This is a genomic window from Streptomyces axinellae (genome assembly GCF_039532135.1).
Taxonomy (GTDB): Bacteria; Actinomycetota; Actinomycetes; order Streptomycetales; family Streptomycetaceae; genus Streptomyces; species Streptomyces axinellae.
On the sequence record NZ_BAAARJ010000007.1, the window covers coordinates 180,129 to 200,484 of the forward strand.

Annotated in this window: 19 protein-coding genes; 10 read left to right on the forward strand and 9 right to left on the reverse strand. The window is 72.8% G+C overall.

The genetic code is table 11. The annotated features are described in order from the left end of the window. Positions 1-10: 10 nt before the first annotated feature. Entirely contained in the window at positions 11-1,027 is a 1,017-nt protein-coding gene (locus ABD339_RS12680) for an NADPH:quinone reductase (protein ID WP_344565355.1), read from the reverse strand. Between the two features lie 546 nt (positions 1,028-1,573). On the opposite strand from ABD339_RS12680, the gene ABD339_RS12685 reads away from it, so the two are divergent. After that, positions 1,574-1,948, forward strand: a complete 375-nt coding sequence (locus ABD339_RS12685; protein WP_344565641.1) for a MerR family transcriptional regulator — start codon at positions 1,574-1,576, stop codon at positions 1,946-1,948. Between the two features lie 76 nt (positions 1,949-2,024). Here the strand turns inward: ABD339_RS12685 and ABD339_RS12690 are convergent, their stop codons facing one another. Further along, positions 2,025-2,420 carry a GNAT family N-acetyltransferase gene (locus ABD339_RS12690; RefSeq protein ID WP_344565643.1) on the reverse strand — a complete coding sequence of 132 codons (396 nt, stop codon included), beginning with the start codon at positions 2,418-2,420 and terminating at the stop codon, positions 2,025-2,027. Positions 2,421-2,679: 259 nt separating this feature from the next. Here ABD339_RS12690 and ABD339_RS12695 point away from each other — a divergent pair, with 259 nt between their 5' ends. From ABD339_RS12695 to ABD339_RS12705, 3 genes are all read left to right on the forward strand, one after another. Continuing rightward, positions 2,680-3,405, forward strand: a complete 726-nt coding sequence (locus tag ABD339_RS12695; RefSeq protein ID WP_344565357.1) for an HAD family hydrolase — start codon at positions 2,680-2,682, stop codon at positions 3,403-3,405. A gap of 209 nt (positions 3,406-3,614) precedes the next feature. Further along, positions 3,615-5,087: a globin domain-containing protein gene (locus ABD339_RS12700; protein WP_344565359.1), complete on the forward strand. Its 1,473-nt coding sequence runs from the start codon at positions 3,615-3,617 to the stop codon at positions 5,085-5,087. Between the two features lie 30 nt (positions 5,088-5,117). Then, positions 5,118-6,470 carry a pyridoxamine 5'-phosphate oxidase family protein gene (locus ABD339_RS12705; protein ID WP_344565360.1) on the forward strand — a complete coding sequence of 451 codons (1,353 nt, stop codon included), beginning with the start codon at positions 5,118-5,120 and terminating at the stop codon, positions 6,468-6,470. A gap of 47 nt (positions 6,471-6,517) precedes the next feature. Here ABD339_RS12705 and ABD339_RS12710 read toward each other — a convergent pair whose 3' ends face one another. Next, entirely contained in the window at positions 6,518-7,018 is a 501-nt protein-coding gene (locus ABD339_RS12710) for an NUDIX domain-containing protein (protein WP_344565361.1), read from the reverse strand. Between the two features lie 100 nt (positions 7,019-7,118). After that, positions 7,119-8,015 carry a LysR family transcriptional regulator gene (locus ABD339_RS12715; RefSeq protein WP_344565362.1) on the reverse strand — a complete coding sequence of 299 codons (897 nt, stop codon included), beginning with the start codon at positions 8,013-8,015 and terminating at the stop codon, positions 7,119-7,121. A 291-nt stretch (positions 8,016-8,306) separates the two neighbouring features. On the opposite strand from ABD339_RS12715, the gene ABD339_RS12720 reads away from it, so the two are divergent. Further along, entirely contained in the window at positions 8,307-9,290 is a 984-nt protein-coding gene (locus tag ABD339_RS12720; RefSeq protein WP_344565364.1) for a BRO-N domain-containing protein, read from the forward strand. Positions 9,291-9,587: 297 nt separating this feature from the next. On the opposite strand, the gene thiC is transcribed toward ABD339_RS12720, so the two are convergent. Then, on the reverse strand, positions 9,588-11,426 hold the full coding sequence (thiC, locus tag ABD339_RS12725) for a phosphomethylpyrimidine synthase ThiC (RefSeq protein WP_344565365.1): 1,839 nt from the start codon (positions 11,424-11,426) through the stop codon (positions 9,588-9,590). Positions 11,427-11,626: 200 nt separating this feature from the next. On the opposite strand from thiC, the gene ABD339_RS12730 reads away from it, so the two are divergent. Continuing rightward, entirely contained in the window at positions 11,627-13,219 is a 1,593-nt protein-coding gene (locus ABD339_RS12730) for a YibE/F family protein (RefSeq protein WP_344565366.1), read from the forward strand. Here the strand turns inward: ABD339_RS12730 and ABD339_RS12735 are convergent. Together ABD339_RS12735 and ABD339_RS12740 are read right to left on the reverse strand one after the other, a co-directional pair. Next, positions 13,182-13,403 carry a DUF5326 family protein gene (locus ABD339_RS12735; protein ID WP_344565368.1) on the reverse strand — a complete coding sequence of 74 codons (222 nt, stop codon included), beginning with the start codon at positions 13,401-13,403 and terminating at the stop codon, positions 13,182-13,184. The genes ABD339_RS12730 and ABD339_RS12735 overlap by 38 nt on opposite strands. A 231-nt stretch (positions 13,404-13,634) precedes the next feature. Continuing rightward, on the reverse strand, positions 13,635-13,952 hold the full coding sequence (locus ABD339_RS12740; RefSeq protein WP_344565645.1) for a cupin domain-containing protein: 318 nt from the start codon (positions 13,950-13,952) through the stop codon (positions 13,635-13,637). Between the two features lie 151 nt (positions 13,953-14,103). On the opposite strand from ABD339_RS12740, the gene ABD339_RS12745 reads away from it, so the two are divergent. The 4 genes from ABD339_RS12745 to ABD339_RS12760 all read left to right on the forward strand — a co-directional run bounded on the left by ABD339_RS12745 (position 14,104) and on the right by ABD339_RS12760 (position 17,345). Then, complete coding sequence (locus ABD339_RS12745) at positions 14,104-14,484, forward strand: phage holin family protein (RefSeq protein WP_344565370.1); 381 nt, start codon at positions 14,104-14,106, stop codon at positions 14,482-14,484. Between the two features lie 12 nt (positions 14,485-14,496). After that, positions 14,497-15,009, forward strand: a complete 513-nt coding sequence (locus ABD339_RS12750) for a low molecular weight protein-tyrosine-phosphatase (RefSeq protein WP_344565372.1) — start codon at positions 14,497-14,499, stop codon at positions 15,007-15,009. Beyond that, complete coding sequence (locus ABD339_RS12755; RefSeq protein ID WP_344565374.1) at positions 15,009-15,983, forward strand: fructosamine kinase family protein; 975 nt, start codon at positions 15,009-15,011, stop codon at positions 15,981-15,983. The genes ABD339_RS12750 and ABD339_RS12755 overlap by 1 nt, the downstream gene beginning before the upstream one ends. 159 nt (positions 15,984-16,142) lie before the next feature. Then, the gene (locus ABD339_RS12760; RefSeq protein ID WP_344565376.1) at positions 16,143-17,345 is read left to right on the forward strand and encodes a cystathionine gamma-lyase; all 1,203 of its coding nucleotides are present in this window, start codon (positions 16,143-16,145) and stop codon (positions 17,343-17,345) included. A 39-nt stretch (positions 17,346-17,384) separates the two neighbouring features. Here ABD339_RS12760 and ABD339_RS12765 read toward each other — a convergent pair whose 3' ends face one another. Both ABD339_RS12765 and ABD339_RS12770 read right to left on the reverse strand, forming a co-directional pair. After that, the gene (locus ABD339_RS12765) at positions 17,385-18,359 is read right to left on the reverse strand and encodes a hypothetical protein (protein WP_344565378.1); all 975 of its coding nucleotides are present in this window, start codon (positions 18,357-18,359) and stop codon (positions 17,385-17,387) included. A gap of 233 nt (positions 18,360-18,592) precedes the next feature. After that, the gene (locus ABD339_RS12770; protein WP_344565380.1) at positions 18,593-20,092 is read right to left on the reverse strand and encodes a metallophosphoesterase; all 1,500 of its coding nucleotides are present in this window, start codon (positions 20,090-20,092) and stop codon (positions 18,593-18,595) included. Positions 20,093-20,356 lie beyond the last annotated feature (264 nt).

The window sequence follows — 20,356 nt, forward strand, 5'->3', positions numbered from 1 at the left end:
GCGGTACGGGTCACGGGATGTCGAGCAGGACCTTTCCGACCAGGCCGCCCTCTTCGAGCGCCGCGTGCGCGTCGGCGGCGTGCTCCAGTGCGAAGCGGTGCAACGGCAGCCCGGCCTCCTCGCCCACCCGCAGCGCGCCCGCGCGTACCGCTGCCGCGACATCGGCGACCGCCTGCCGCTTCGCCTCGGGGGGCACGGTGTAGACGAAGACGCCCTGCCAGCGCAGGTTCGCCGGGAGCGTGGTGAGCACGGGGACGCGCAGGTGTTCGTCCTCGCCGCCCGAGTAGTAGGCGACCACCGCTCCCGGCGCCGCCACCGCCACGTCGAGCGCGGCATTGGCACCCGGTGCGACCTCCACGACGATGTCCACCCCGTCGGGGGCGAAGGCCCGGATCTCCGCGGCGGCGTCCTGCGCGCGGTAGTCGACCGCCTTCTCGGCGCCGGCCGCGCGGGCCAGCGCGGCCTTGGCGGGGCCGCTGACCGTGGTGACCACCCGGGCCCCGGCCCAGCGGGCGAGCTGGATCGCCGCGTTGCCGACCGCGCCGGCCCCGCCCGCCACCAGCACGGTGCGCTCCCGCAGGGTGCCGGGCGCGATATGGCCCGGCCCGCCGTCGCGGACGGTCAGCGCGCGGTGGGCGGTCAGGGCCGGGATGCCCAGGGCGGCGCCGAGTTCGAACGGAGCCCGGCCGGGCAGCTCGACCGCGTGCGCGTCCGGGACGAGGGTGTACTGCTGTGCCGTCCCCCAGGGCCGCTCCCAGGCGGCCTCCCAGATCCACACCCGCTGCCCGGCGCGCGACGGTTCGACTCCCGGTCCTACGGCGTCGATCACCCCGGCCCCGTCCTGGTGGGGCACCTGCTCGGCCGTGCCCGGCGGCAGCGCGCGCCTGCGGCTGCGCCAGTCGGTCGGGTTGACGCCCGAGACGTGCACACGGACCCGTACCTCGCCCGGACCCGGCTCGGGGACCGGGCGCTCCACGAACTGGAGGACTTCGGGTCCGCCTGCGGCCGTCCGGATGACGGACTTCATCACTCGCTCATCTCCGCTTGCTCTTGGGGAAGTTCACCCGGGGGCCGGACTCCGAGGCCCGGACCCCGAGGCAGTGGCGCCGCCGATGTGGGCCGGGTATCGCCCTGAACCCCTGTACGGAGCGAGGTATTCCGGGGTGCTCCGGTCCGGCCCCGTGTCCCCGGCCGGGCCCCGCCTTCCGGTCCGGGCCCCCGCCTCCCGACCCGGGGCCCCGCGCGCGGCGGAGCGTTCCCGGCTGTCCGGACCGAGCGAGCCGGTGGCCGAGGCCCGGTGGCCGAGTACCGGATCCGGCGGCTGAGGCTGGTGACCGTCTCCGTGTGCGAAGGAGTCATCCCCTCGGCAACGCTGCTACGGCGGCTGCGGCTGCGGCCACGGTGTCCGGTCGTCTGCGAAGCGTCCCGGCCGCCGGGCGCCGTGGACCATGCGATCGGCCTGGCGTATCAACGCGGGAACAGCGAGCGGCGGGCGCTCGCTAGGCTGAAACCTCACGTCCATGTGAGGGGCAAGCGCGCCCGGGTGACGGGAGCGGGGAGCGGGGAGACGACGGTGCGTATCGGCGAGCTGGCCGGCAGGACGGGCGTGAGCGTGCGGGCGCTGCGCTACTACGAGGAGCAGCACCTGCTCATCCCGGAGCGCAGCCCCAGCGGCCAGCGCCGCTACGGGGAGGAGGCGGTCGGCCGGGTGCGGATGGTCCAGGAACTGTACGCGGCGGGGCTGCCGAGCAAGAAGATCCTGGAACTGCTCCCCTGCCTGGCCACCGGCCAGGTGATCCCGGAGCTGCTGAAGCGGCTCACCACCGAACGGGACCGCATCGACCAGCAGATCCACGACCTGTCCGGCACCCGCGACCGGCTCGACGCCCTCATCACCACCTCCAGATCGGCCCTGGAACGGGGCGGGCACTGCCGCGTCCCCCACTGACGCGCGTGCCCCACCACTGACGCGCGCCCCCTATCGCTGACGCGCGCTGCCGGCGGCGCCATCTTGGAGCTGAGTGTCAGAGGGCCATTTTGAAGCCGAGATGCGATGCCTCGAAGCCGAGGCGCTCATAGAAGCGGTGGGCGTCCACGCGGGTCGCGTCCGAGGTGAGCTGGACGAGGGCGCAGTTCAGGCGGCGCGACTCCGCGATGGCCCATTCGGTGAGCCGGGTGCCCAGGCCGGTGCCGCGCACATCGCGGTGGACCCGTACGGCCTCGATGAGCGACCGGGCGGCGCCGCGCCGGGACAGCCCCGGGATGACCGTCAGGTGCAGGGTGCCGACGGTGCGGCCGTCCTGGACGGCGACGACGAGGTGCTGGTTCGCATCCGCCACGATGCGCTCCATGGCGGCGCGGTAGGGCGCGAGGTCGTCGGGCGACTCGCGGTGCGCGCCCAGCGGGTCGTCGGCGAGCATCGCGACGATCTCTGGGATGTCGTCGGCGGTCGCGCGCCGGACGGTGAAGTCGGCGTGGGCCGGGCCGGAGCCGACCGAAGAGGAAGCGGTGGTCACGCCCCGGAGGGTACGCCCCGTGCCCGCCGGGCGGCGCCGGAGCCCCGGCCGGAACGGACGGGGTGGGCGCTCGGGGGCTCCGGAGCGCCCCGGGCGGCCCGACGGCGGGACTATTCCCGGCTGCCCGGTGCCGGGTACGGCCGCCCGCTCGTACGATCGCCGTATGACACCCGCGGACGACCCGGTACGCACTCGCCCCCGGCTGCACCTCTTCGACCTCGACGGCACGCTGCTGTACGGTTCGGCAGCCGCCGTGGAGATCTCCCAACAGCTCGGCGTCGAGCGGGAGATCCGCGCGCTGGAGCGGGCCTTCGCGGCGCGCGAGCTGAGCCCCCCGCAGTACGCCGAGCGCGCCTGCGCGCTGTGGTCCGGGCTGACGGACCAGGTGGTGGCGGCGGCCTTCGCGGGGGCGCCGTGGCTGGCGGGTATTCGCGAGGTCTGGGCGGAGATAAGGGCGAGTGGGGACCGCTGTGCGGTTATTTCGCTCTCGCCGGATTTCTTTGTGCGGGGGCTGCTCGACTGGGGCGCACACGCCGCGTACGGTTCGCGCTGGCCCGAGGTACCGTGCGGAATCCCGGACGGGAGCAGGGGTACGCAAAGTGCGCGGAGCACGGTGAGTACGCGGTATCCGTCGCGTCCGGTGGATCCCGCCGGGATTCTGACGCCTGCCGCGAAGGTGAAGGTGGCGAAGAAACTCTGTGCCGAATTCGGGGTGTTGCCGCAGGACTGTGTAGCCTACGGCGACTCCCTGTCGGACACCGAGCTGTTCGCGGCCGTGCCGGTCTCTGTAGCCGTCAACGCCGACCACCATGTGCGTGCGGTCGCTTCCTACGCGTACACGGGTCGCGATCTGCGAGACGCCTATCGACTCGTTTCCGTTGCACGGTAATTCACGCTCCGTGGCCGGAATCACGGAATTCCGGTGGAACCACGGACAGGGGTTGTGAAGTGAAGACCTCACGGTATGGTCGGTCCCGCATCGTGCTGTAAGGGCTGCAATGGTGGTTTCCTCGCTCGGTGTTCGGGGGGTCGGAATACCGGAACGTCCGGGACACGGATGTGCACAGACCGTCCGGAGAAGCACGAGGCGAGGCGAGCATGACCACCATGTCGGGCAGCGACGGTGCGTCCGCCGGTGGCAGCGGTGAGCGGGGATGGTTCTCCCCGCCGTCCGATGCCGCACCCGCGGAGCGGCCCCTGGAGCGGCCCTTGGAGCGCGAGGCGTCGGCGGAACGTGAGGCATCGGCGGAACGTGACGTACCGGCGGAACGCGACGTACCGGCGCTGCGGCGCGTACCCGCGTCGTCCGGGGCCGCAGCCGCGTCCGGGCCGATACCCGAGCCCCTCCCGGCGTCGGCGCCCCGGCCCGTACCGGCGCCGCAGCGGACCTCCGCTCCCGGACCGGCGACCTCGCCCCAGCGGATCCTCGCCGCCCGCTCCGCCGAGGACTCGGAGCTGATCCGGGCCACGATGACGGAACTGGAAGGCTCCTCGGACGCGGCCACGGCGTACTTCTACGCCCTGCTGTTCGTCCAGCACCCGCATTTGCGCGAGATGTTCCCCGCCGCCATGGACGGCCAGCGCGACCGGCTCTTCCGCGCGCTGCTGACTTCCGTACGGCTCTACGACGACCCCGAGGTGCTCGTCGAGTACCTCCGGGGCCTGGGCCGGGGCCACCGCAAATACGGCACCCTCCCCACCCACTACCCGGCCGTCGGCGAGGCCCTGATGGCCGCGCTCGGCCAGTACGCGCCGCGCAGTTGGGGTCCGCGCGCCGAGGCAGCGTGGGTGCGCGCGTACACCGCGATCTCCCAGATCATGATCGACGCGGCGGCCGAGGACGAGGCCCGCGCGCCCGCCTGGTGGGACGCGGAGATCGTCACCCACGAGCGGCGCACCCCCGAGATCGCCGTGCTCACGGTCCGCCCCGACCAGCCGTACCCCTTCCGTGCCGGGCAGTACACCAGCCTGGAGACGCCCTGGTGGCCGCGCGTGTGGCGGCACTACTCGTTCGCCTCCGCACCCCGCCCGGACGGGCTGCTGACCTTCCACATCAAGTCCGTTCCGGCCGGCTGGGTCTCCACCTCGCTGGTCCAGCGGGCCCGCCCCGGTGACGTACTGCGGCTCGGCCCGCCCGCCGGCTCCATGACCGTGGACCACGGCGCCGACAGCGGACTGCTGTGCCTGGGCGGCGGCACCGGCATCGCCCCCATCAAGGCATTGGTCGAGGACGTCGCGAGCCAGGGCAGACCCCGCCCGGTCGAGGTCTTCTACGGCGCGCGCACCGACCACGACCTCTACGACCTGGACCCCATGCTGCGTCTCCAGGAGCGCTACGGCTGGCTGTCGGTGCGCCCGGTCGTCGCGGCGGGCCCCGCCCCCGGCGAGGCACTGGCGGGGCAGCTCCCGGAGGCGGTGCGCAGATACGGGCCGTGGCTGTCCTACGACGGCTACCTCTCGGGGCCGCCCGGAATGATCAGAAGCGGGGTCGAGACGCTGGTGGGGCTCGGTATCCCCACCCATCGGATACGGCACGACTCCCTGGACGCGCTGACGCCGGCAGGCGGCTAGCGCGTGTCGGCTGAGGAAGGAAAGAACTGCGTGGCGGTGAGTACGGCGGACGGGCACGAAGGACGCGGAGAAGGGCACGGCCCCCCACGGCCCCGCCCCGGCAGCGAGGGCGAGCACGCCCTCCAGCGGCGGCTCGGCTCGGACGGCCGCGCCGGACGGTTCTACGACGACCAGGTGCTCGACCATCTCAACGAGCGCATGCGGGAGTTCACGAGCCAGCAGGAGATGTTCTTCCTGTCCACCGCCGACAGCTCCGGCGAGTGCGACAGCAGCTTCCGCGCCGGGCCCCCCGGATTCCTGCGCGTGCTGGACGAGCGGACGCTCATCTTCCCCGAGTACCGGGGCAACGGGGTGCACGCCAGCCTCGGCAACATCCAGGAGAACCCCCACCTGGGTATCCTGCTCATCGACTTCGTCCGCGCCAGGATCGGCCTGCACATCAACGGCCGGGCCGAGGTCCTCGACGACGCCGAACTCCGCCCCTGGGTTCCCGACCTCCCCCCCGACCCGGTACCGGGCCGACGGGCCCTGCTGTGGGTACGGGTGGACGTGCGCGAGGCGTACATCCACTGCGCCAAGCACATCCCCCACCTCCAGAAGGCCCCGCGCCGCACCGCCCGCGAGTGGGGCACCGACGACTACAAGCGCAAGGGCGGCGACTTCTTCGGCGCGGGCCGGGACGCACGCGAGGCCCGGAAGACACGGGACGCGCGGGACGCACGGGATGCGCAGAGCGCGACGGGTGCGCAGCGTGCGGCGGGTGCGGAGTCCGCTGGTCCGGTGACCCCCGTCCCCGCGACGGACCCGGCGGCCCACGCGCTGTCCACTGCCCCCGCACCGGCCGAGACCCCGGTGGCCGCCGCTCGTACCACGGAATCCGCCGAGGTCCGGCGGCCGGACGCGGCGACGGCTCCCGCGACGCAGCCCGCGCCCCGCCCGCGGCACGCGGCCACGCCGATGCCGCCGCCCACGCCGATGGCCCTCACCTGGCCGCCAACGCCGACCGGCCCGGCAGTGCCGACGGACCCGACCGGCCCCACACACCCCGTCACCCCCACACACCCCGTCACCCCCACGCACCCCGTCACCCCCACGGCTTCGGCCGCTCCCACGGATCCGCCCACCAGGCCCATCCCGCTCCCCCCTGCGTCCGCCGCGCCCACCGCAACCTCGGCGGTCTCCGCCGCGATATCGGCGCGGGGCGACAACACCAGGAACGGCGCTAACAGCGGAAACAGCGGCAACAACGGCAAAAGCGGCAACGGAGCCGGGCAGTTCCCGGACGTCTCCGCCTGGCAGCGGGAAGCGGAGCGGGCGCTGGATGAGGCGCGGCGGCGCGGGCAAGAGCGCGAACCCGCCCCGTTCCAGGGCTGGTTCGGCTGAACCAGGCTGAACCGGACCGCATCAGGCCGGATCCGGCGTCGCGGCCGTCACCCCAGGTCGGACGCCAGCAGCGCGCGTACTCCCTCGATGTTGGCGGCGAGGTAGGCGCGCAGCGCCGGAGGCACGACCTCGACCGAGGTGACGCCCTCCGGGGTGAAGGGGAGGCGGACGATCTCGTACTCCCCGCACGGCTCCTCCACCTCGGGCCCGTGCCGCCGGGTGGGGTCCATGGAGACCAGCCGGCAGACGAAGAAGTGCTGCACCTTCACGCCGCCCGGCGTCTCCTCGGGATCCTGGACGGTATCGACGAAGGCGGGCACCACATCGGCGACCTTCGCCCCCAACTCCTCGTCCACCTCCCGGTGCAGTGCCTCCATCACGGTGCGGTCGGTGCCGGGCTCGACCCCGCCGCCGGGGGTGATCCAGTACGGCTCGCGGCCCGGCTTGGTGCGTTTGATGACGATCAGCTCGCCGGGCCCGGCGTCGTCGGGGCCGTCGAGGAGGATGGCGCGGGCGGTGCGTTTGAGCACGGGTCGTTCGTCGGACATGGGTGAGGTTTGGCCCGCGCCGGACGCGACCAAACCCGGTACGCCGCGCCCGGCCCGCCCTCTCCGGGTGCGCCGGCTCCCACCAGTGCACCGGCGGCTCTCACCAGTGCACGGCGGCGCGCAGCAGCCACTCGTGGGCGCGCGCGATGTGCGGGTGCGCGAGCGTACCGGCGCGCGCGCTCAGGAAATACGTGCGCAGCGGCGGCACGGGCGGGTCGAACAGCGCCACCAGGCGGCCCTCGTCCAGCGCTTCGACGCACAGATAGCGGGGCAGTACGGCCAGCCCCGCGCCCTCCGCCACACATTCCAGCGCGGCCCGCAGGTCCGGGGCGACCAGCGCGCCGTTGTGCACGGGCCGCGCGTCGAAGACGGCGGCCCAGTAGCGCGAGGTCAGCGGCATGCTCTCGTGGACGTCGATCACGGGTACGCCCGCCAGTGGCCCGGCCCCTTTGGCCCGCAGTACGGCGGGCCCGCCCAGGCGCGCCGCCCAGCGGGGCGCGGCGACCAGGAGGTGCTCCTCGTCGCACAGCGGGGTGGCGGTGAGGAGTTCGCCGCGCGGGCGCGCGGTGCTCAGCGCGAGGTCGTGGTGACCGGCGGCGAGACCCTCCAGGCTCTCCTCGGCCGAGCCGAAGGCGGCCCGCAGGGTCATGCCCTGCTCGATGAGCGGGGCGAGCGCGGGCAGCGCGCGCAGCGAGGTGAACTCCGGCGGGCCGACCAGGTGGAGGGTGCGTCCCTCGGTCTCCTCGCCCAGCCGGTTCTCGGTGATCTCCATCAACGCGTCGAGATGCGGGGCCACTTGATGGGCCAATTCCTCACCGACCGTGGTCGCCGTGACACCGCGCGCCTGTCGCAGGAAGAGCGGCCGTCCGAACTGCCGCTCAAGCGTCCGTATCTGTCCCGTCACGGCGGGCTGCGAGACGCCGAGCAGCGCGGCGGCCCGCGTGAAGGACCCGGCCCGGTGCACCGCGAGGAACGTGCGCAGCAGTGCCAGATCCATAGCGCCTCCGAAGTTCACCCCGACTCGGGGACTCCGTTTTTGTCACTGTGCGTGTTGCAACGATAAATATCTCGATAGGTCTATGCCGATACTGTGATTGGACACTGACGCACAGTCAACTAGCCTTGTGTAAGCGCTGCTTCGCGCGTAGCGCCGGGCGGTTCGTGACACGAGGGGGGAGCCACGAACCGCCCTTTGTGCTGCCGTCGGTCATCCGTACGGGTCAACGTACGCTCACCGGCCCGATTATTGCCCGTTCGCCTGCTTGTGTGAGCGTCGGGGGTGATGCTCATGCGCGAGCAGCATATGCCGCCCCCGGATGGGGCGGTGCGGCGTCAAGATGCCATCGAGATCGGTGACTTCGTCTACGCGGCGACGGGCGCGCGGGTCCGGCGTCTGACGACACCGGACGGGAGGCACTGGTTCCCGGCGGTGGATGTGAGCCGGGAGCTAGGCCACAGCAACCCTAGCGAGGCATTGCGACGACACGTCCCCGCCACGATGCGATCCACTCTCGAAACCCTCATTTCCCGTGAGGGTTGGAGCCTTCCCGCAGGTCAGGGCTTCAAGAAATCCATGGTGATGCTGAGTCTCAACGGGCTGATCCGGCTCGTGAACGGGTGCGTCAAGCGGGAGTGCGAGCCGTTCAAGAACTGGATCACCGAAGTGGTGGTCGCGATCCAGCGCGAGGGTTCGTACTCCCTCGGAAAGGCAGAGGTACAGCCACGCGACCCCGGCGCTCCCACGGTGTACGCCATGCCCGGCCAAGTCGCCGACGCGATCGTGCGGCTGGAGGAGCACAACCTGCGCCTGGACGAGGAGTGGCTGGCCCAGCGGCACGAAGACCGGCGCTTCCAGCGGGAATTACTGGAACAGCAGAGTGAAATGCTGACTCAGCAACGGGAGATCGTCGCGCTGCTGGCGCGGATCGCCGGTGGCGCGGCGCCTGTGGCGGACCAGGCCGGCTCCCTGCCCCGGGCCGCCTCTCCCACCGGCGGAGCCGTCTCCCTCCCCTCCCTCCGGGAACGCAAGCAGTTGGTGATCACCAAGGACGTATGGCCGGTCGCCGCGCTCATGGCGGGCCTGCTCACGACGGACGGTGAGGCCAAGGTCAGCACGGAGGACCTGGTCACGCGCACCGGCCTGCCGCAGCACCAGGTGCTGGCAGCCCTGCGGCTGATGCTGCGGCACGGCTGTTTCCGGCAGAGCGGGGCGGACGAGACGGGCGCTCTTGTCTACGTCCTGCCGGGACGAGACCTGGGCTCCGATCTCTAGTCGCCGAGGTTTCACGGGAAACCAGGCCGGGGCTGCCCAGGCCCCTGCGGGGAGTTCCGCGCGCCGCTTCAGCGGTGGCGCGCAGCCCCGGCCTTGGGACCAAGGTCAAGGCCGGGGGCAGGGGCTGGGGCAGGGTCCGGGGCAAGGCGGTCGTGGCATGAGCTGAGGGTTCTCAGCCGGGAGACGGCCAGCGGGGGAGACGGCCGCTTCCTCTCCCCCTTTCGCCCCGCTCCCCTCTCTCCGGGACTCGTGGAGTCTTTTCGGGTCTCTTTCGGGGTCTTTTCCGGTCTCTTCCGCTCAGTCAGCCAGCGGCAGGTACACGCGGTTCCCCGCAGCCGCGAACTCCTTCGACTTCTCCGCCATTCCCGCTTCCACCTCGTCCATCGTCGCGCCGTGCTGTTCGCGGATCTCCTGGGAGATCTTCATCGAGCAGAACTTGGGCCCGCACATGGAGCAGAAGTGGGCGGTCTTCGCCGGCTCCGCCGGCAACGTCGCATCGTGATAGGCGCGGGCGGTGTCCGGGTCGAGGGCCAGGTTGAACTGGTCCTCCCACCGGAACTCGAAGCGCGCGTCGGAGAGCGCGTCGTCCCAGTGCTGGGCGCCGGGGTGGCCCTTGGCCAGGTCCGCGGCGTGGGCGGCGATCTTGTAGGTGATCACGCCGGTCTTGACGTCGTCGCGGTCGGGGAGCCCCAGGTGTTCCTTCGGGGTGACGTAACAGAGCATCGCCGTGCCCCACCAGCCGATCATCGCGGCGCCGATGCCGCTGGTGATGTGGTCGTAGGCGGGCGCGATGTCCGTGGTGAGGGGGCCCAGGGTGTAGAAGGGGGCCTCTTCGCAGATCTCCTGCTGGCGGTCCACGTTCTCCTTGATCTTGTGCATCGGGACGTGCCCGGGACCTTCGATCATGGTCTGCACGTCGTGCGCCTTGGCGATGCGGTTCAGCTCGCCGAGGGTGTCCAGTTCTGCCATCTGCGCGGTGTCGTTAGCGTCCGCGATGGAGCCGGGGCGCAGCCCGTCGCCGAGGGAGAACGTCACGTCGTAGGCGCGCAGGATCTCGCACAGCTCGCTGAAGTGCTCGTAGAGGAAGGACTCCTGGTGGTGTGCCAGGCACCACGCCGCCATGATCGAGCCGCCGCGCGAGACGATGCCGGTCTTGCGCCGCGCCGTCAGCGGCACGTAGCGCAGCAGGACGCCCGCGTGCACCGTCATGTAGTCGACGCCCTGCTCGCACTGCTCGACGACGGTGTCCTTGTAGACCTCCCAGGACAGCTCCTCCGCCTTGCCGTCGACCTTTTCCAGCGCCTGGTAGAGCGGCACGGTGCCGATGGGCACGGGGGAGTTGCGCAGTACCCATTCGCGGGTGGTGTGGATGTTGCGGCCGGTGGACAGGTCCATCACGGTGTCGGCGCCCCAGCGGGTGGCCCAGGTCATCTTCTCCACCTCCTCCTCGATGGAGGAGGTGACGGCGGAGTTGCCGATGTTGGCGTTGACCTTCACCAGGAAGTTCTTGCCGATGACCATCGGCTCGCTCTCCGGGTGGTTGACGTTCGCGGGGAGGACGGCACGCCCTGCCGCGATCTCGTCGCGGACGTACTCGGGTGCCAGGCTCTCGCGGAGGGCGACGTACTCCATCTCCGGTGTGATCTCCCCGCGCTTGGCGTACGCGAGTTGGGTGACCGACAGCCCCTCGCGGGCCCGGCGCGGCTGCCGGGGGCGGCCGGGGAAGACGGCGTCGAGACCCCGCAGGTCGCCCTCCTCGCCCCGGCCGCGGAGGGTGCCGCCGCGCGGGCTGGTGTGCTTGAGCCCGTCGTCCTCGGGGCGCGGCTCGCGCCCGGTGTACTCGGCCGTGTCGCCGCGCTGGATGATCCAGTTCTCGCGCAGCGGCGCGAGGCCGCGGCGCACGTCCGTCTCGACGGCGGGGTCGGTGTACGGCCCGGAGGTGTCGTAGAGCGTCACGTCCTGGCCGTTGGTCAGGTGCACGCGGCGGACCGGCACCCGGATGTCGGCGCGCGGCCCGTCCAGGTATCCCTTGTGCGAGCCGATCGCGCCTGTCGTGTGCGTCGCGTCGGCGGTATTCGCCGTGCTCGCCGCGTCCGCCGTGTTCTGAGCGCGCGCGTGTGCGTCCTGCGTGGTCATGAGACCCACTCCCTACGCCGGCATTACCCGGTAACAGGTTCGGCGGTCGGCGCAGCCGTGTCCGTGGTCTTCTCCACGGAGGTCAGCGCCCTCTCAGCCCCGTGCTCGGAGCTCCCGCGATGTGCAAAGGCGTCTCTACGCTAACGGCACACCGCCCGGACTGAACACCCCGCACCCCCGGTTCTTGCGATGATCGGGCGGTGACCCACTCCCGCGCCCACCACCACGACGGCCCGTCCCCCGGCCATTTCCACGGCCACGGCCACGGACACGCTCACAGCCACGGTCCGGCCGCGCCCGTCTCGCGGCACCTGCGCAAGGTCGTCGCGGCGGTGCTCATCCCGTTCGCGCTGGCGGTGCTGGTCGCGCTGGTCGTGCTGTGGCCGGGCGGGGCGCCGGGGCATGTGCACGACCACTCCGGGGTCGGTTTCGACCGGCCGACCTTCGCCGCGAAGATCACGAAGCTGGCGGAGGTGCGCTGCGGAGACGTCAACGTCGCCCGGCCGCCTGCCCAGTCGGGTGGTGCGGCGGGCGGCTCGGGCGGCGCCGGGGGCGGTGCGGGAGGGGAGAGCGGTGGCGGGCCGTCGGACGGAAGCCCGCGGAAGAGCTGCCACAAGGCGACCGTCGAGGTCACCGAGGGCAAGGACAAGGGCCGCACCTTCACCGAGGTCGTCACCCCGGACGCCACCCGCACCTACACCGTCGGCCAGCGGGTGGTGGTCGGGTACGCCGAAAAGGCGCCCCGCGACCTCCAGTACAGCGTCGTCGATGCGAACCGCGACCTGCCGATGGTGCTGCTCGCCGTCGTCTTCGCGCTCGTCGTCGTGCTGGTGGGGCGGCTGCGCGGGGTGCTGGCGCTGGTGGGGCTGGTCATCAGCTTCGCGGTGCTGACCCTGTTCATCCTGCCCGCGATACTCCAGGGCTCGAACCCGCTGGTGGTGGCCGTGGTCGGGGGCAGCGCCATCATGCTGGCCACGCTCTACCTGTGCCACGGGCTGTCGGCGCGGACGTCGGTCGCGGTGCTGGGGACGCTGGTCTCGCTGCTGCTGATCGGGCTACTGGGCTCGCTGTTCATCGGCTGGGCCCAGCTGACGGGCAACACCGACGACCAGACGGGCCTGGTGCACGGGCTCTACCCGGGCATCGAGATCCGGGGCCTGCTGCTGGCGGGGGTGCTGATCGGCTCGCTCGGGGTGCTCGACGATGTGACGGTCACTCAGACCTCGGCAGTGTGGGAGCTGAAGGAGGCGGACCCGGGAGCGAGCTGGCGGAAGATCTACCGCTCCGCGATGCGGATCGGACGCGACCACATCGCGTCCGTCGTCAACACGCTGGTGCTGGCCTACGCGGGTGCCGCGCTGCCGCTGCTGCTGCTGTTCTCCATCGCGCGCAGCGACGTGTCGATGGTGGCGACGAGCGAGGTGGTGGCCGAGGAGATCGTCCGCACGCTGGTGGGCTCGATCGGCCTGGTGGCCTCGGTGCCGGTGACCACGCTGCTGGCCGCGCTGGTGGTCTCGGCGGACCGCCGCCGGACGGAGCCCGTGGGGGCGGCCGGTCCGGGAACAGCCGGCTCCGGGCCCGGCGGGGCTGCCGTTCCCTTGGGTGGCGGGCCTGTGGCAGGCGCCGTGCCCAGGGGCGGGACCGTGCCCGGCCAGCCCGTTCCGGGACCGTCCGGCGGTGTTCCCGCCGGACCCGGACCCGGATCCTCCGTCCCCGCCCCGGCCTCCGGTGCCGGTGTGCCGGGGCGTGCTCCGGTCACCAGCCGCCGCGGGAGGAGGAGGAAGCCGAAGTGAAGTGGCGTACCAGGAAGATGACGCCGCCGACCAGCGCGGCGAAGATCAGTATCTTGAACAGCAGGCCGATGACGAATCCGATCAAGCTGGTGATCAGGCCGCCGAAGACGGCCAGCGCGATCACCGGGATGACGACCCACTTCACCCACCAGGGCAGACCGGAGAGGGTGCCTTTCGTGCTCATCTCTGTGCTCCGTATCCGAGGGTGTCCGAAGGTATTTCCTGCCCTCTGGCCTTGATGCTAAGCGGCTCCGCAAGGCCGTGGGGCTGCCGCGGCCCCGGTCCTCCCCTGAACCTGACCCCTAGGCAACCCTGAAGCGGCACCCCTGAAGCGGCAGCCCTGAAGCCGCACCTCCGCCCCCTCCCCGCCGCAGCCCTCCGCCCCGGCTCCCTGCCCCAGCCCTCCGGCCGGGGCTCAGCCCTCGGGCGGGGAGAAGACCACGAGCACGCGCAGGTCCTCCGAGACGTGGTGGAACTTGTGCGGCACCTTGGCGGGCACATAGACGACGCTGCCCCGCGCGACCTGCGTCGTCTCCTCGCCCACGGTCAGCGAGGCGCGCCCGCTGACGACGAGGTACACCTCGTCCTGGAGGTGCGGCTGCTGCCGGTCGGGCTCGCCCGCGTTCAGCGCGTACAGGCCGACGGACATGTTGCGCTCGTGCAGGAAACGCAGGTAGGCGCCGTCGTTCACGGCGCGCTCGGCCTCCAGCTCCTCCAGCCGGAACTCCTTCACGGCCGGCTCACCCCGCGCTCCGTCTCCGCCCCCCGCAGGCCGGTTCGCATGCCTGCCCGCACGCTGGTCCGCGCCCTCGTCCGTACGCCTGCCCGCACCACTTATCCACACCCCTTGTGACGTTGACGCCTGCTTCTGCAACGATTTCAGCATGACGAACTTCCTCATCAAGACGCTGGCCAACGCGGCGGCACTGGCCGTGGCGACCTGGCTCCTGGGCGATATCGCGGTGACCGGCGACGACGGGGGCAAGAAGACGCTGACGCTGATTGTCGTCGCCCTGATCTTCGGCGTCGTCAACTTCGTGGTCAAGCCGGTCGTCAAGCTGTTCTCGCTGCCGCTGCTGCTCCTGACGCTGGGCCTGTTCACGCTGGTGATCAACGCCCTGATGCTGATGCTGACCTCCTGGGTCGCGGGCAAGCTGGACGTCGGCTTCCATGTGGACGGCTTCGGCACGGCGTTCCTGGGCGCCCTGATCATCTCGGTCGTGTCCTGGGCGCTGAACCTGGTGCTGGACCGGGACCGGGACTGAGGGGGCGGGGCGATGTACCGCGTCTGCTTCGTGTGTACGGGCAACATCTGCCGCTCCCCCATGGCCGAGGCCGTCTTCCGCTCCCATGTGCGGGACGCCGGTCTGGACCACCTGGTGCTGACCCACAGCGCGGGCACCGGAAGTTGGCACCTCGGCGACCCGGCCGACCACCGGACGAGCGCGGTGCTGGAGGCCGCGGGATACGACCTCACCCATGAGGCCCGCCGGTTCGAGCCCGCCTGGTTCGAGGACGACGACCTGATCGTCGCGCTGGATGAGGGGCACGCGCGCGAGCTGCGCGCCCTCGCCCGCCGCCGGGAGGAGTCCGCCAAGGTGCGGCTGCTGCGCTCCTACGACCCGGAGGCCGTCGCCGCGCAGGGGAGCGGGCGCGGTGACCTGAGCGTTCCCGACCCGTACTACGGCGGTGTGAGCGGCTTCGAGGAGTGCCTGGAGCTGGTGGAGGCGGCCATGCCGGGGCTGTTGTCCGAGGTGGCGGCGGCCGTGGAGACGCGGGAGGCCGGCTGATGCCGCCTCCGCCCCCGCCCTCGTCCCCCTCGGCTCCCCCGCCCGCCCCCGCGGCGCGGGCGGGGGAGCTGCTCTGCCGGGCCGTCCGCACGGCGCGCCCGGTCGGCGGCGGCTCGATCTGTGACGCCTACCAGGTGGAACTGGCCGACGGGAGCACCGTCTTCGCCAAGTCCCTCGACAGCGCGCCCGCCGACTTCTTCGCCGCCGAGTCCGCCGGTCTGGCCCGGCTGCGCGCCACGGGCGCCGTCGCCGTGCCCGAGGTGTACGCGTGCGAGCGCGACGTCCTCGTCCTGGAGTGGGTGCCGCCCGGCGTCCCCGGCCCCGCGCAGGCCGAGCGGCTCGGCCGGGATCTCGCCGCGCTGCACGAGACCCCGGCACCCTCCTGGGGCACCCCGGGCGAGCCCTGTTACCTGGGCCCGCTGCCGCTGACCTCGCCCCGCGAACCGGTGACCGAACCGTCCGCCTGGCCCGCCTTCCACGCCGAGCACCGGCTGCTGCCGCTGCTGCGCGCCGCCGTGGACAGCGCGCGGATCGCGCCCGCCGACGCGCGGGCCGTGGAGCAGCTGTGCGAACAGCTCGGCGGGCCGGAGATCTCCGGCCCGCCGCAGCCGCCCGCCGTTATCCACGGCGACCTGTGGTCGGGCAACGTGCACTGGGCCGCGGCGGACGGCGGGGGCGCTGGCTCCGGCGCCGGGCCCTCCCCGGCGGAGCCGCCGGGAGGCCGCGCCCGGCTGATCGACCCGGCGGCCCAGGGCGGCCACCCGGAGACCGACCTGGCGCTGCTGGCCCTGTTCGGCTGCCCCGAACTGCCCCGGCTGCTGGCCGCGTACGAGGAGGTGCGCCCGGTGCCGGGGCGCGCGGCGCGGGTGCCGCTCCACCAGCTCCAGCACCTGCTCGCACACGCGGTCTTGTTCGGCGGTGGCTACGGTGCGCAGAGTGGCGCCGCGGCCCGCTCGGCGCTCGGTCTCCGCTGACGTGTGGGCAGGGGGTCGCCCCTTTCTGCCCGCTGCCGGGTGCGGGTGTGTGGTGGGCTGGTCGCGCAGTTCCCCGCGCCCCTTCGGGGGCGCGACCCCGGTACCTGAGCCCCGCGCCCCTTCGGGGGCGCTCCCACCACCAAGGAGAGGCAGCAGCACATGAGCGCACAGGACGCGGACGGTCCGCTGACCGGACCCGAGCGGGACCACGGCCCGGCCGCCGACGCCGACGGGACCCGCGTCGTGCGTGCGGGCCTGCCCGGGGAGGAGCCGTACGCTCCCCCGCTGCCGGGCCCGGTCTTCGCCGCGCACTTCCACCTGCCGGGCGACATCGAGGGCGCCCCCTACACCTACGGGCGGGACGCCAACCCCACCTGGACCGCGCTGGAGCGGGCCGTCGCCGAGCTGGAGGCACCGGAGGACCCGGCGGCCGAGACGGTCGTCTTCTCCTCCGGCATGGGGGCGATCTCCGCCGTGCTGCTCTCCCAGCTCGGCCCCGGCCAGACGGTGGTGCTGCCCTCGGACGGCTACAACCTGCTGGCCGCGCTGCGTGACCGGCTCGAAGGCTTCGGCGTCCAGGTACGGACGGCGCCCACCGGTGGCTGGGAGGAGCCCGGCCGGCTCGACGCGCTCGACGGGGCGCGGCTGCTGTGGCTGGAGACGCCCTCCAATCCGGGACTGGACGTGTGCGACATCCGCCGCCTGGCGGACGCGGCGCACGAGCGGGGCGCACTCGTCGCCGTGGACAACACCCTGGCCACCCCGCTCGGCCAGCGCCCCTTCGCACTGGGCGCGGATCTGTCGGTGGCCAGCGGCACCAAGGCGCTGACAGGGCACGGCGATGTGCTGCTGGGCTATGTCGTGTGCCGGGACGCGGAGCTGGCCGCCTCGGTGCGGGCCTGGCGCAAGACGGTCGGCGCGATCCCCGGCCCGATGGAGGCGTGGCTCGCCCACCGTTCGCTGGCCACCCTCGATGTGCGCACGCGGCGGCAGGCGGGCAACGCGCTGGCCGTAGCCGAGGCGCTGACGGCGCGCCCCGAGGTGAGCGGCGTGCGCCACCCGGGGCTCCCCGGGGACGAGGCACACCAGCTGGCGGCCCGTCAGATGAGCCGGTACGGCTGCGTCGTGGGCTTCACGCTGCCCGACAAGGCGCACGCGGAGCGGTTCTTGTCCGCGCTGCGGCTGGTGGGGGAGGCCACCAGCTTCGGCGGGGTGCGCTCGACGGCCGAGCGCCGGGGCCGCTGGGGCGGCGACGCGGTACCGGACGGGTTCATCCGCCTGTCGGTGGGTGTCGAGGACGCCGCGGATCTGGTGGCCGACATCCGCCGCGCCCTGGACGAGGCGCGCACGGGGGATCGCTGACGGCCGCCCGCGCGAGGAGCGGCGGCCCGGCCGATCGGCTCAGTCGGGCCGGTTGTCGGGGCCGCCGTAGTCGGGGCTGGAGTAGTCCGGGCTGCTGAAGCGGGGCCGGGACCCGTTCCGGTCCGGGGACTCGGAGGAGGGGCGGCTGGAGAAGCCCGGGTGGGAGTAGCCCAGCCGGCTCTCCCGCGGGACGAACGCGGTCGGCGCCTGCTCGGAGCCCTTGGGGTCGGCCAGCGCCTCCCGCAGGAACGGCACGATGCCCCTCTCCAGCAGCGCCGTGCGCCAGGCCGCGCGGGCCAGCGCCACCTCCTCGGCCGCCCGCCCGCTGTCCGGACCGGCGGCCTGGTGCGCGACGGGGGCGCGTGCCGCCCCGGCGCCGTTGCGCATCGCCGCCAGCAGCAGGCCGGCCATCGCGATCAGGATCCCGGCCGCTGCGAGCGCCGCGAACACCCAGCCGACGCTGCGGATCGGGCCCGCGACGGTGGGTTCGGGCGTCAGCAGGTGCAGCGCGTATCCCAGCGTCAGGAAGATGACGGCAGCCGTGCCCGCGAGCACCGGGGCCAGCACCGAGACCATGGCGATCAGCCCGGCGCCCGTCCCGTCCGCCGGCGCTCCGCCGCCCATCGCCCCCGCCAGCCTGTTGCCGACGCTCGCGCTCGCGCTCACGCGCGCGCCGGATCCCGGGCCGTCCGGATCGTCGCCGTCGGGACCCCGGCCGTCCGGACCTTCGCTGTCCGGATGCGCGCCGCTCAGACCGTCGCCGCCCGGATCGTCGCCGTCCGGGTGGCGCAGCTCCTCGCGCAGGCGTACGAACTGGCGGTACTCGTCCTCCGCGCACGCGGCGATCGCCGTGGCGGCGCTGAGCGCCATGGTGCGCAGTTGCTCGGCGTTGAGCCGTTGGCCGATCGTGGCGAGGTCGTAGCGGCGGTGTGCGGTACGCAGAGCCTCGTCGAGGACCCGCTCGAACTCGGGCCGGTCTTCGCGCAGCAGGTGCGGAGCGCTGTTCATGTGCATCCCCCGATGCTCCGTAGGGCCTGGGTGGGCCGGTCGAGGGCGGAGCAGGTCAGCAGGCGGAGAACTCAGTTTCGGCAAGGCCGATGGTAGAGCGCCCGGGGCGCTCAGTGACAGAGAGTTTCCAGAATTGACCCGCCATAGCGATGCCCCCCAGCCGATCACTTCTGGGAAGCGTCTGCCCTGGAATCCGTGCGCGAATCAGAACGCGCGGCGAAGTGCGCCCCGTGCGCCCCTCACTGCACGAGGGGCAGCTGCGCGATAAGGAGCTTTCCGGCCATGGTGACCCCGCCGTCCATGGCGACCGCGAGTCCGTCCGCGTACACGTGCGGCCCCGTGATCCGCGGCACGCTCGCCTCGCGCTCGCCGTCCTCGCTGCCCACCTCGCCCAGCAGGTAGGGGATGGGGCTGTGTCCGTGGACGATCCGCTTGCCGCCGAAGGTGTCCAGCAGCTCGCGCGCCGCCGAGGGGCCCGAGCCCTCGTCCCGGAAGGCGAAGCGCTTGGTGAACTTGCGGAACAGGTCCCACGTCTCCTCCGCGTCCATGCGCTGGAGGGCCGTGGTGATGGCGTCGTTGACGTCGTCGATCGTGTCGCCGTAGTCCATGTAGCAGGTGGCGTCGGAGTGCACCAGCAGGTGCCCGTCGGCCAGCGCGATGGCATCCAGCCGGGACATCCACTGGAGGTGGTGGTCGGCCAGCCGCTCCATGTCGGTGCGCTGGCCGCCGTTGAGCAGCCAGGCGGCCTGGAAGGAGGCGGTGCCGGCACCGGAGTTGACGGGGGTGTCGCCGAACCGCTTGGCGCCGAGCAGCAGCAGTTCGTGGTTGCCCATCAGCGCCTTGCAGTAGCCACCGGCCGCCGCGGCCTCGGCCGACAGCTGCATGACCAGCTCGATCACGCCGATGCCGTCGGGGCCCCGGTCGGTGAAGTCGCCCAGGAACCACAGGCGCGCGTTGCCCGCCACCCAGCGGTCCTCGGAGTCGATGATGCCGAACTGGCGTAGCGCGGCGCGCAGTTCGTCGAGGTATCCGTGCACGTCGCCGACGACGTAGAGCGGGCCCTCGCCGTCGTTGCCCACCACCGCGCCGACGGGCACATCGACCATGGTGGGCTCGGGCATGCCCGCGACGGAGGCCATGGCGCCGACGACCGGCAGGTCGCGCGCCGTCGGCGTGTACTCCTCCGGCAGCTCCGCCCGCCCGGACACCTCGTCCGCGTCCTCGGCCCCGCTCGGCACCTCAAGCCCTCCGGAACTCCCCGGCCCCCCGAAGGTCGGCCCGCTCGGCTCGCCGGGGCCGCCCGGACCGCCGGACGCAGGGGCATCCGGCGCGGGGGCGCCGCACGTCGGGCCGTTGAGCACCGGGACACCGGGAGGCGCGGCGAGGGGGTGCGCGGTGCCGGACGCTGCCGGGCCGCCGGACAGCAGCGGGCCGCCGGGTGTCTGTGGTTCGACGGGCCGGGCGGAGCCGGGTACGGGGGTGGCGGGGGCCGCCGGGCGGGGTGGCGCGACGGCTTCCGGCGCGGCGCCTGGGACCGGCGCGCTGCGCGCGGGCGCGCTCGGGGCCGGACCGCCCTGCACGGGCACGCCCCGCGCGGTGTGCGGGTCCTGTTCGAGACCTTGTGGCGCGGCGGGTGTGCCCGCCGGAGGTACGGCGGGCGTGCCCGCGCCGGTCACCTCGCCGTGTGCCGCCGTCCCGCCGTGCCATACGTCGGGTCCCTGACCGGCCCCCTGAGTCATCGACCCCTCCACCATCGCGCCGCCGCCGTGCACCGCAGACCTCCCCCTTCCGTTCGGGGCCTCGCGGCCCGCGGAGACAGTCCCAGCCGCTGGTCCTTCGGCCTGGGCCGCCCCAGGCAGGGGGAGCCGGTCCCGGTGTCTTCACCCGGCCTTCGGCCGGGGGTGCCCCCAATCATAGGAACGCTGGTCGCGGCTTGTGACGCACCTGGGGGCCCGCATTTGACGCGGTGGCCGAACGGCGCGTGAATTCATCCGGAATTCTCC

Coding starts and splice junctions, on each gene's coding strand:
- ABD339_RS12720 (WP_344565364.1), top strand. CDS start 8,307: ATGCGCGAGCAGCATATGCCGCCCCCGGATGGGGCGGTGCGGCGTCAA.
- ABD339_RS12695 (WP_344565357.1), top strand. CDS start 2,680: ATGACACCCGCGGACGACCCGGTACGCACTCGCCCCCGGCTGCACCTC.
- thiC (WP_344565365.1), bottom strand. CDS start 11,426: ATGACCACGCAGGACGCACACGCGCGCGCTCAGAACACGGCGGACGCG.
- ABD339_RS12690 (WP_344565643.1), bottom strand. CDS start 2,420: ATGCTCGCCGACGACCCGCTGGGCGCGCACCGCGAGTCGCCCGACGAC.
- ABD339_RS12770 (WP_344565380.1), bottom strand. CDS start 20,092: ATGACTCAGGGGGCCGGTCAGGGACCCGACGTATGGCACGGCGGGACG.
- ABD339_RS12700 (WP_344565359.1), top strand. CDS start 3,615: ATGACCACCATGTCGGGCAGCGACGGTGCGTCCGCCGGTGGCAGCGGT.
- ABD339_RS12765 (WP_344565378.1), bottom strand. CDS start 18,359: ATGCACATGAACAGCGCTCCGCACCTGCTGCGCGAAGACCGGCCCGAG.
- ABD339_RS12710 (WP_344565361.1), bottom strand. CDS start 7,018: ATGTCCGACGAACGACCCGTGCTCAAACGCACCGCCCGCGCCATCCTC.
- ABD339_RS12745 (WP_344565370.1), top strand. CDS start 14,104: ATGACGAACTTCCTCATCAAGACGCTGGCCAACGCGGCGGCACTGGCC.
- ABD339_RS12760 (WP_344565376.1), top strand. CDS start 16,143: ATGAGCGCACAGGACGCGGACGGTCCGCTGACCGGACCCGAGCGGGAC.
- ABD339_RS12750 (WP_344565372.1), top strand. CDS start 14,497: ATGTACCGCGTCTGCTTCGTGTGTACGGGCAACATCTGCCGCTCCCCC.
- ABD339_RS12755 (WP_344565374.1), top strand. CDS start 15,009: ATGCCGCCTCCGCCCCCGCCCTCGTCCCCCTCGGCTCCCCCGCCCGCC.
- ABD339_RS12715 (WP_344565362.1), bottom strand. CDS start 8,015: ATGGATCTGGCACTGCTGCGCACGTTCCTCGCGGTGCACCGGGCCGGG.
- ABD339_RS12680 (WP_344565355.1), bottom strand. CDS start 1,027: ATGAAGTCCGTCATCCGGACGGCCGCAGGCGGACCCGAAGTCCTCCAG.
- ABD339_RS12735 (WP_344565368.1), bottom strand. CDS start 13,403: ATGAGCACGAAAGGCACCCTCTCCGGTCTGCCCTGGTGGGTGAAGTGG.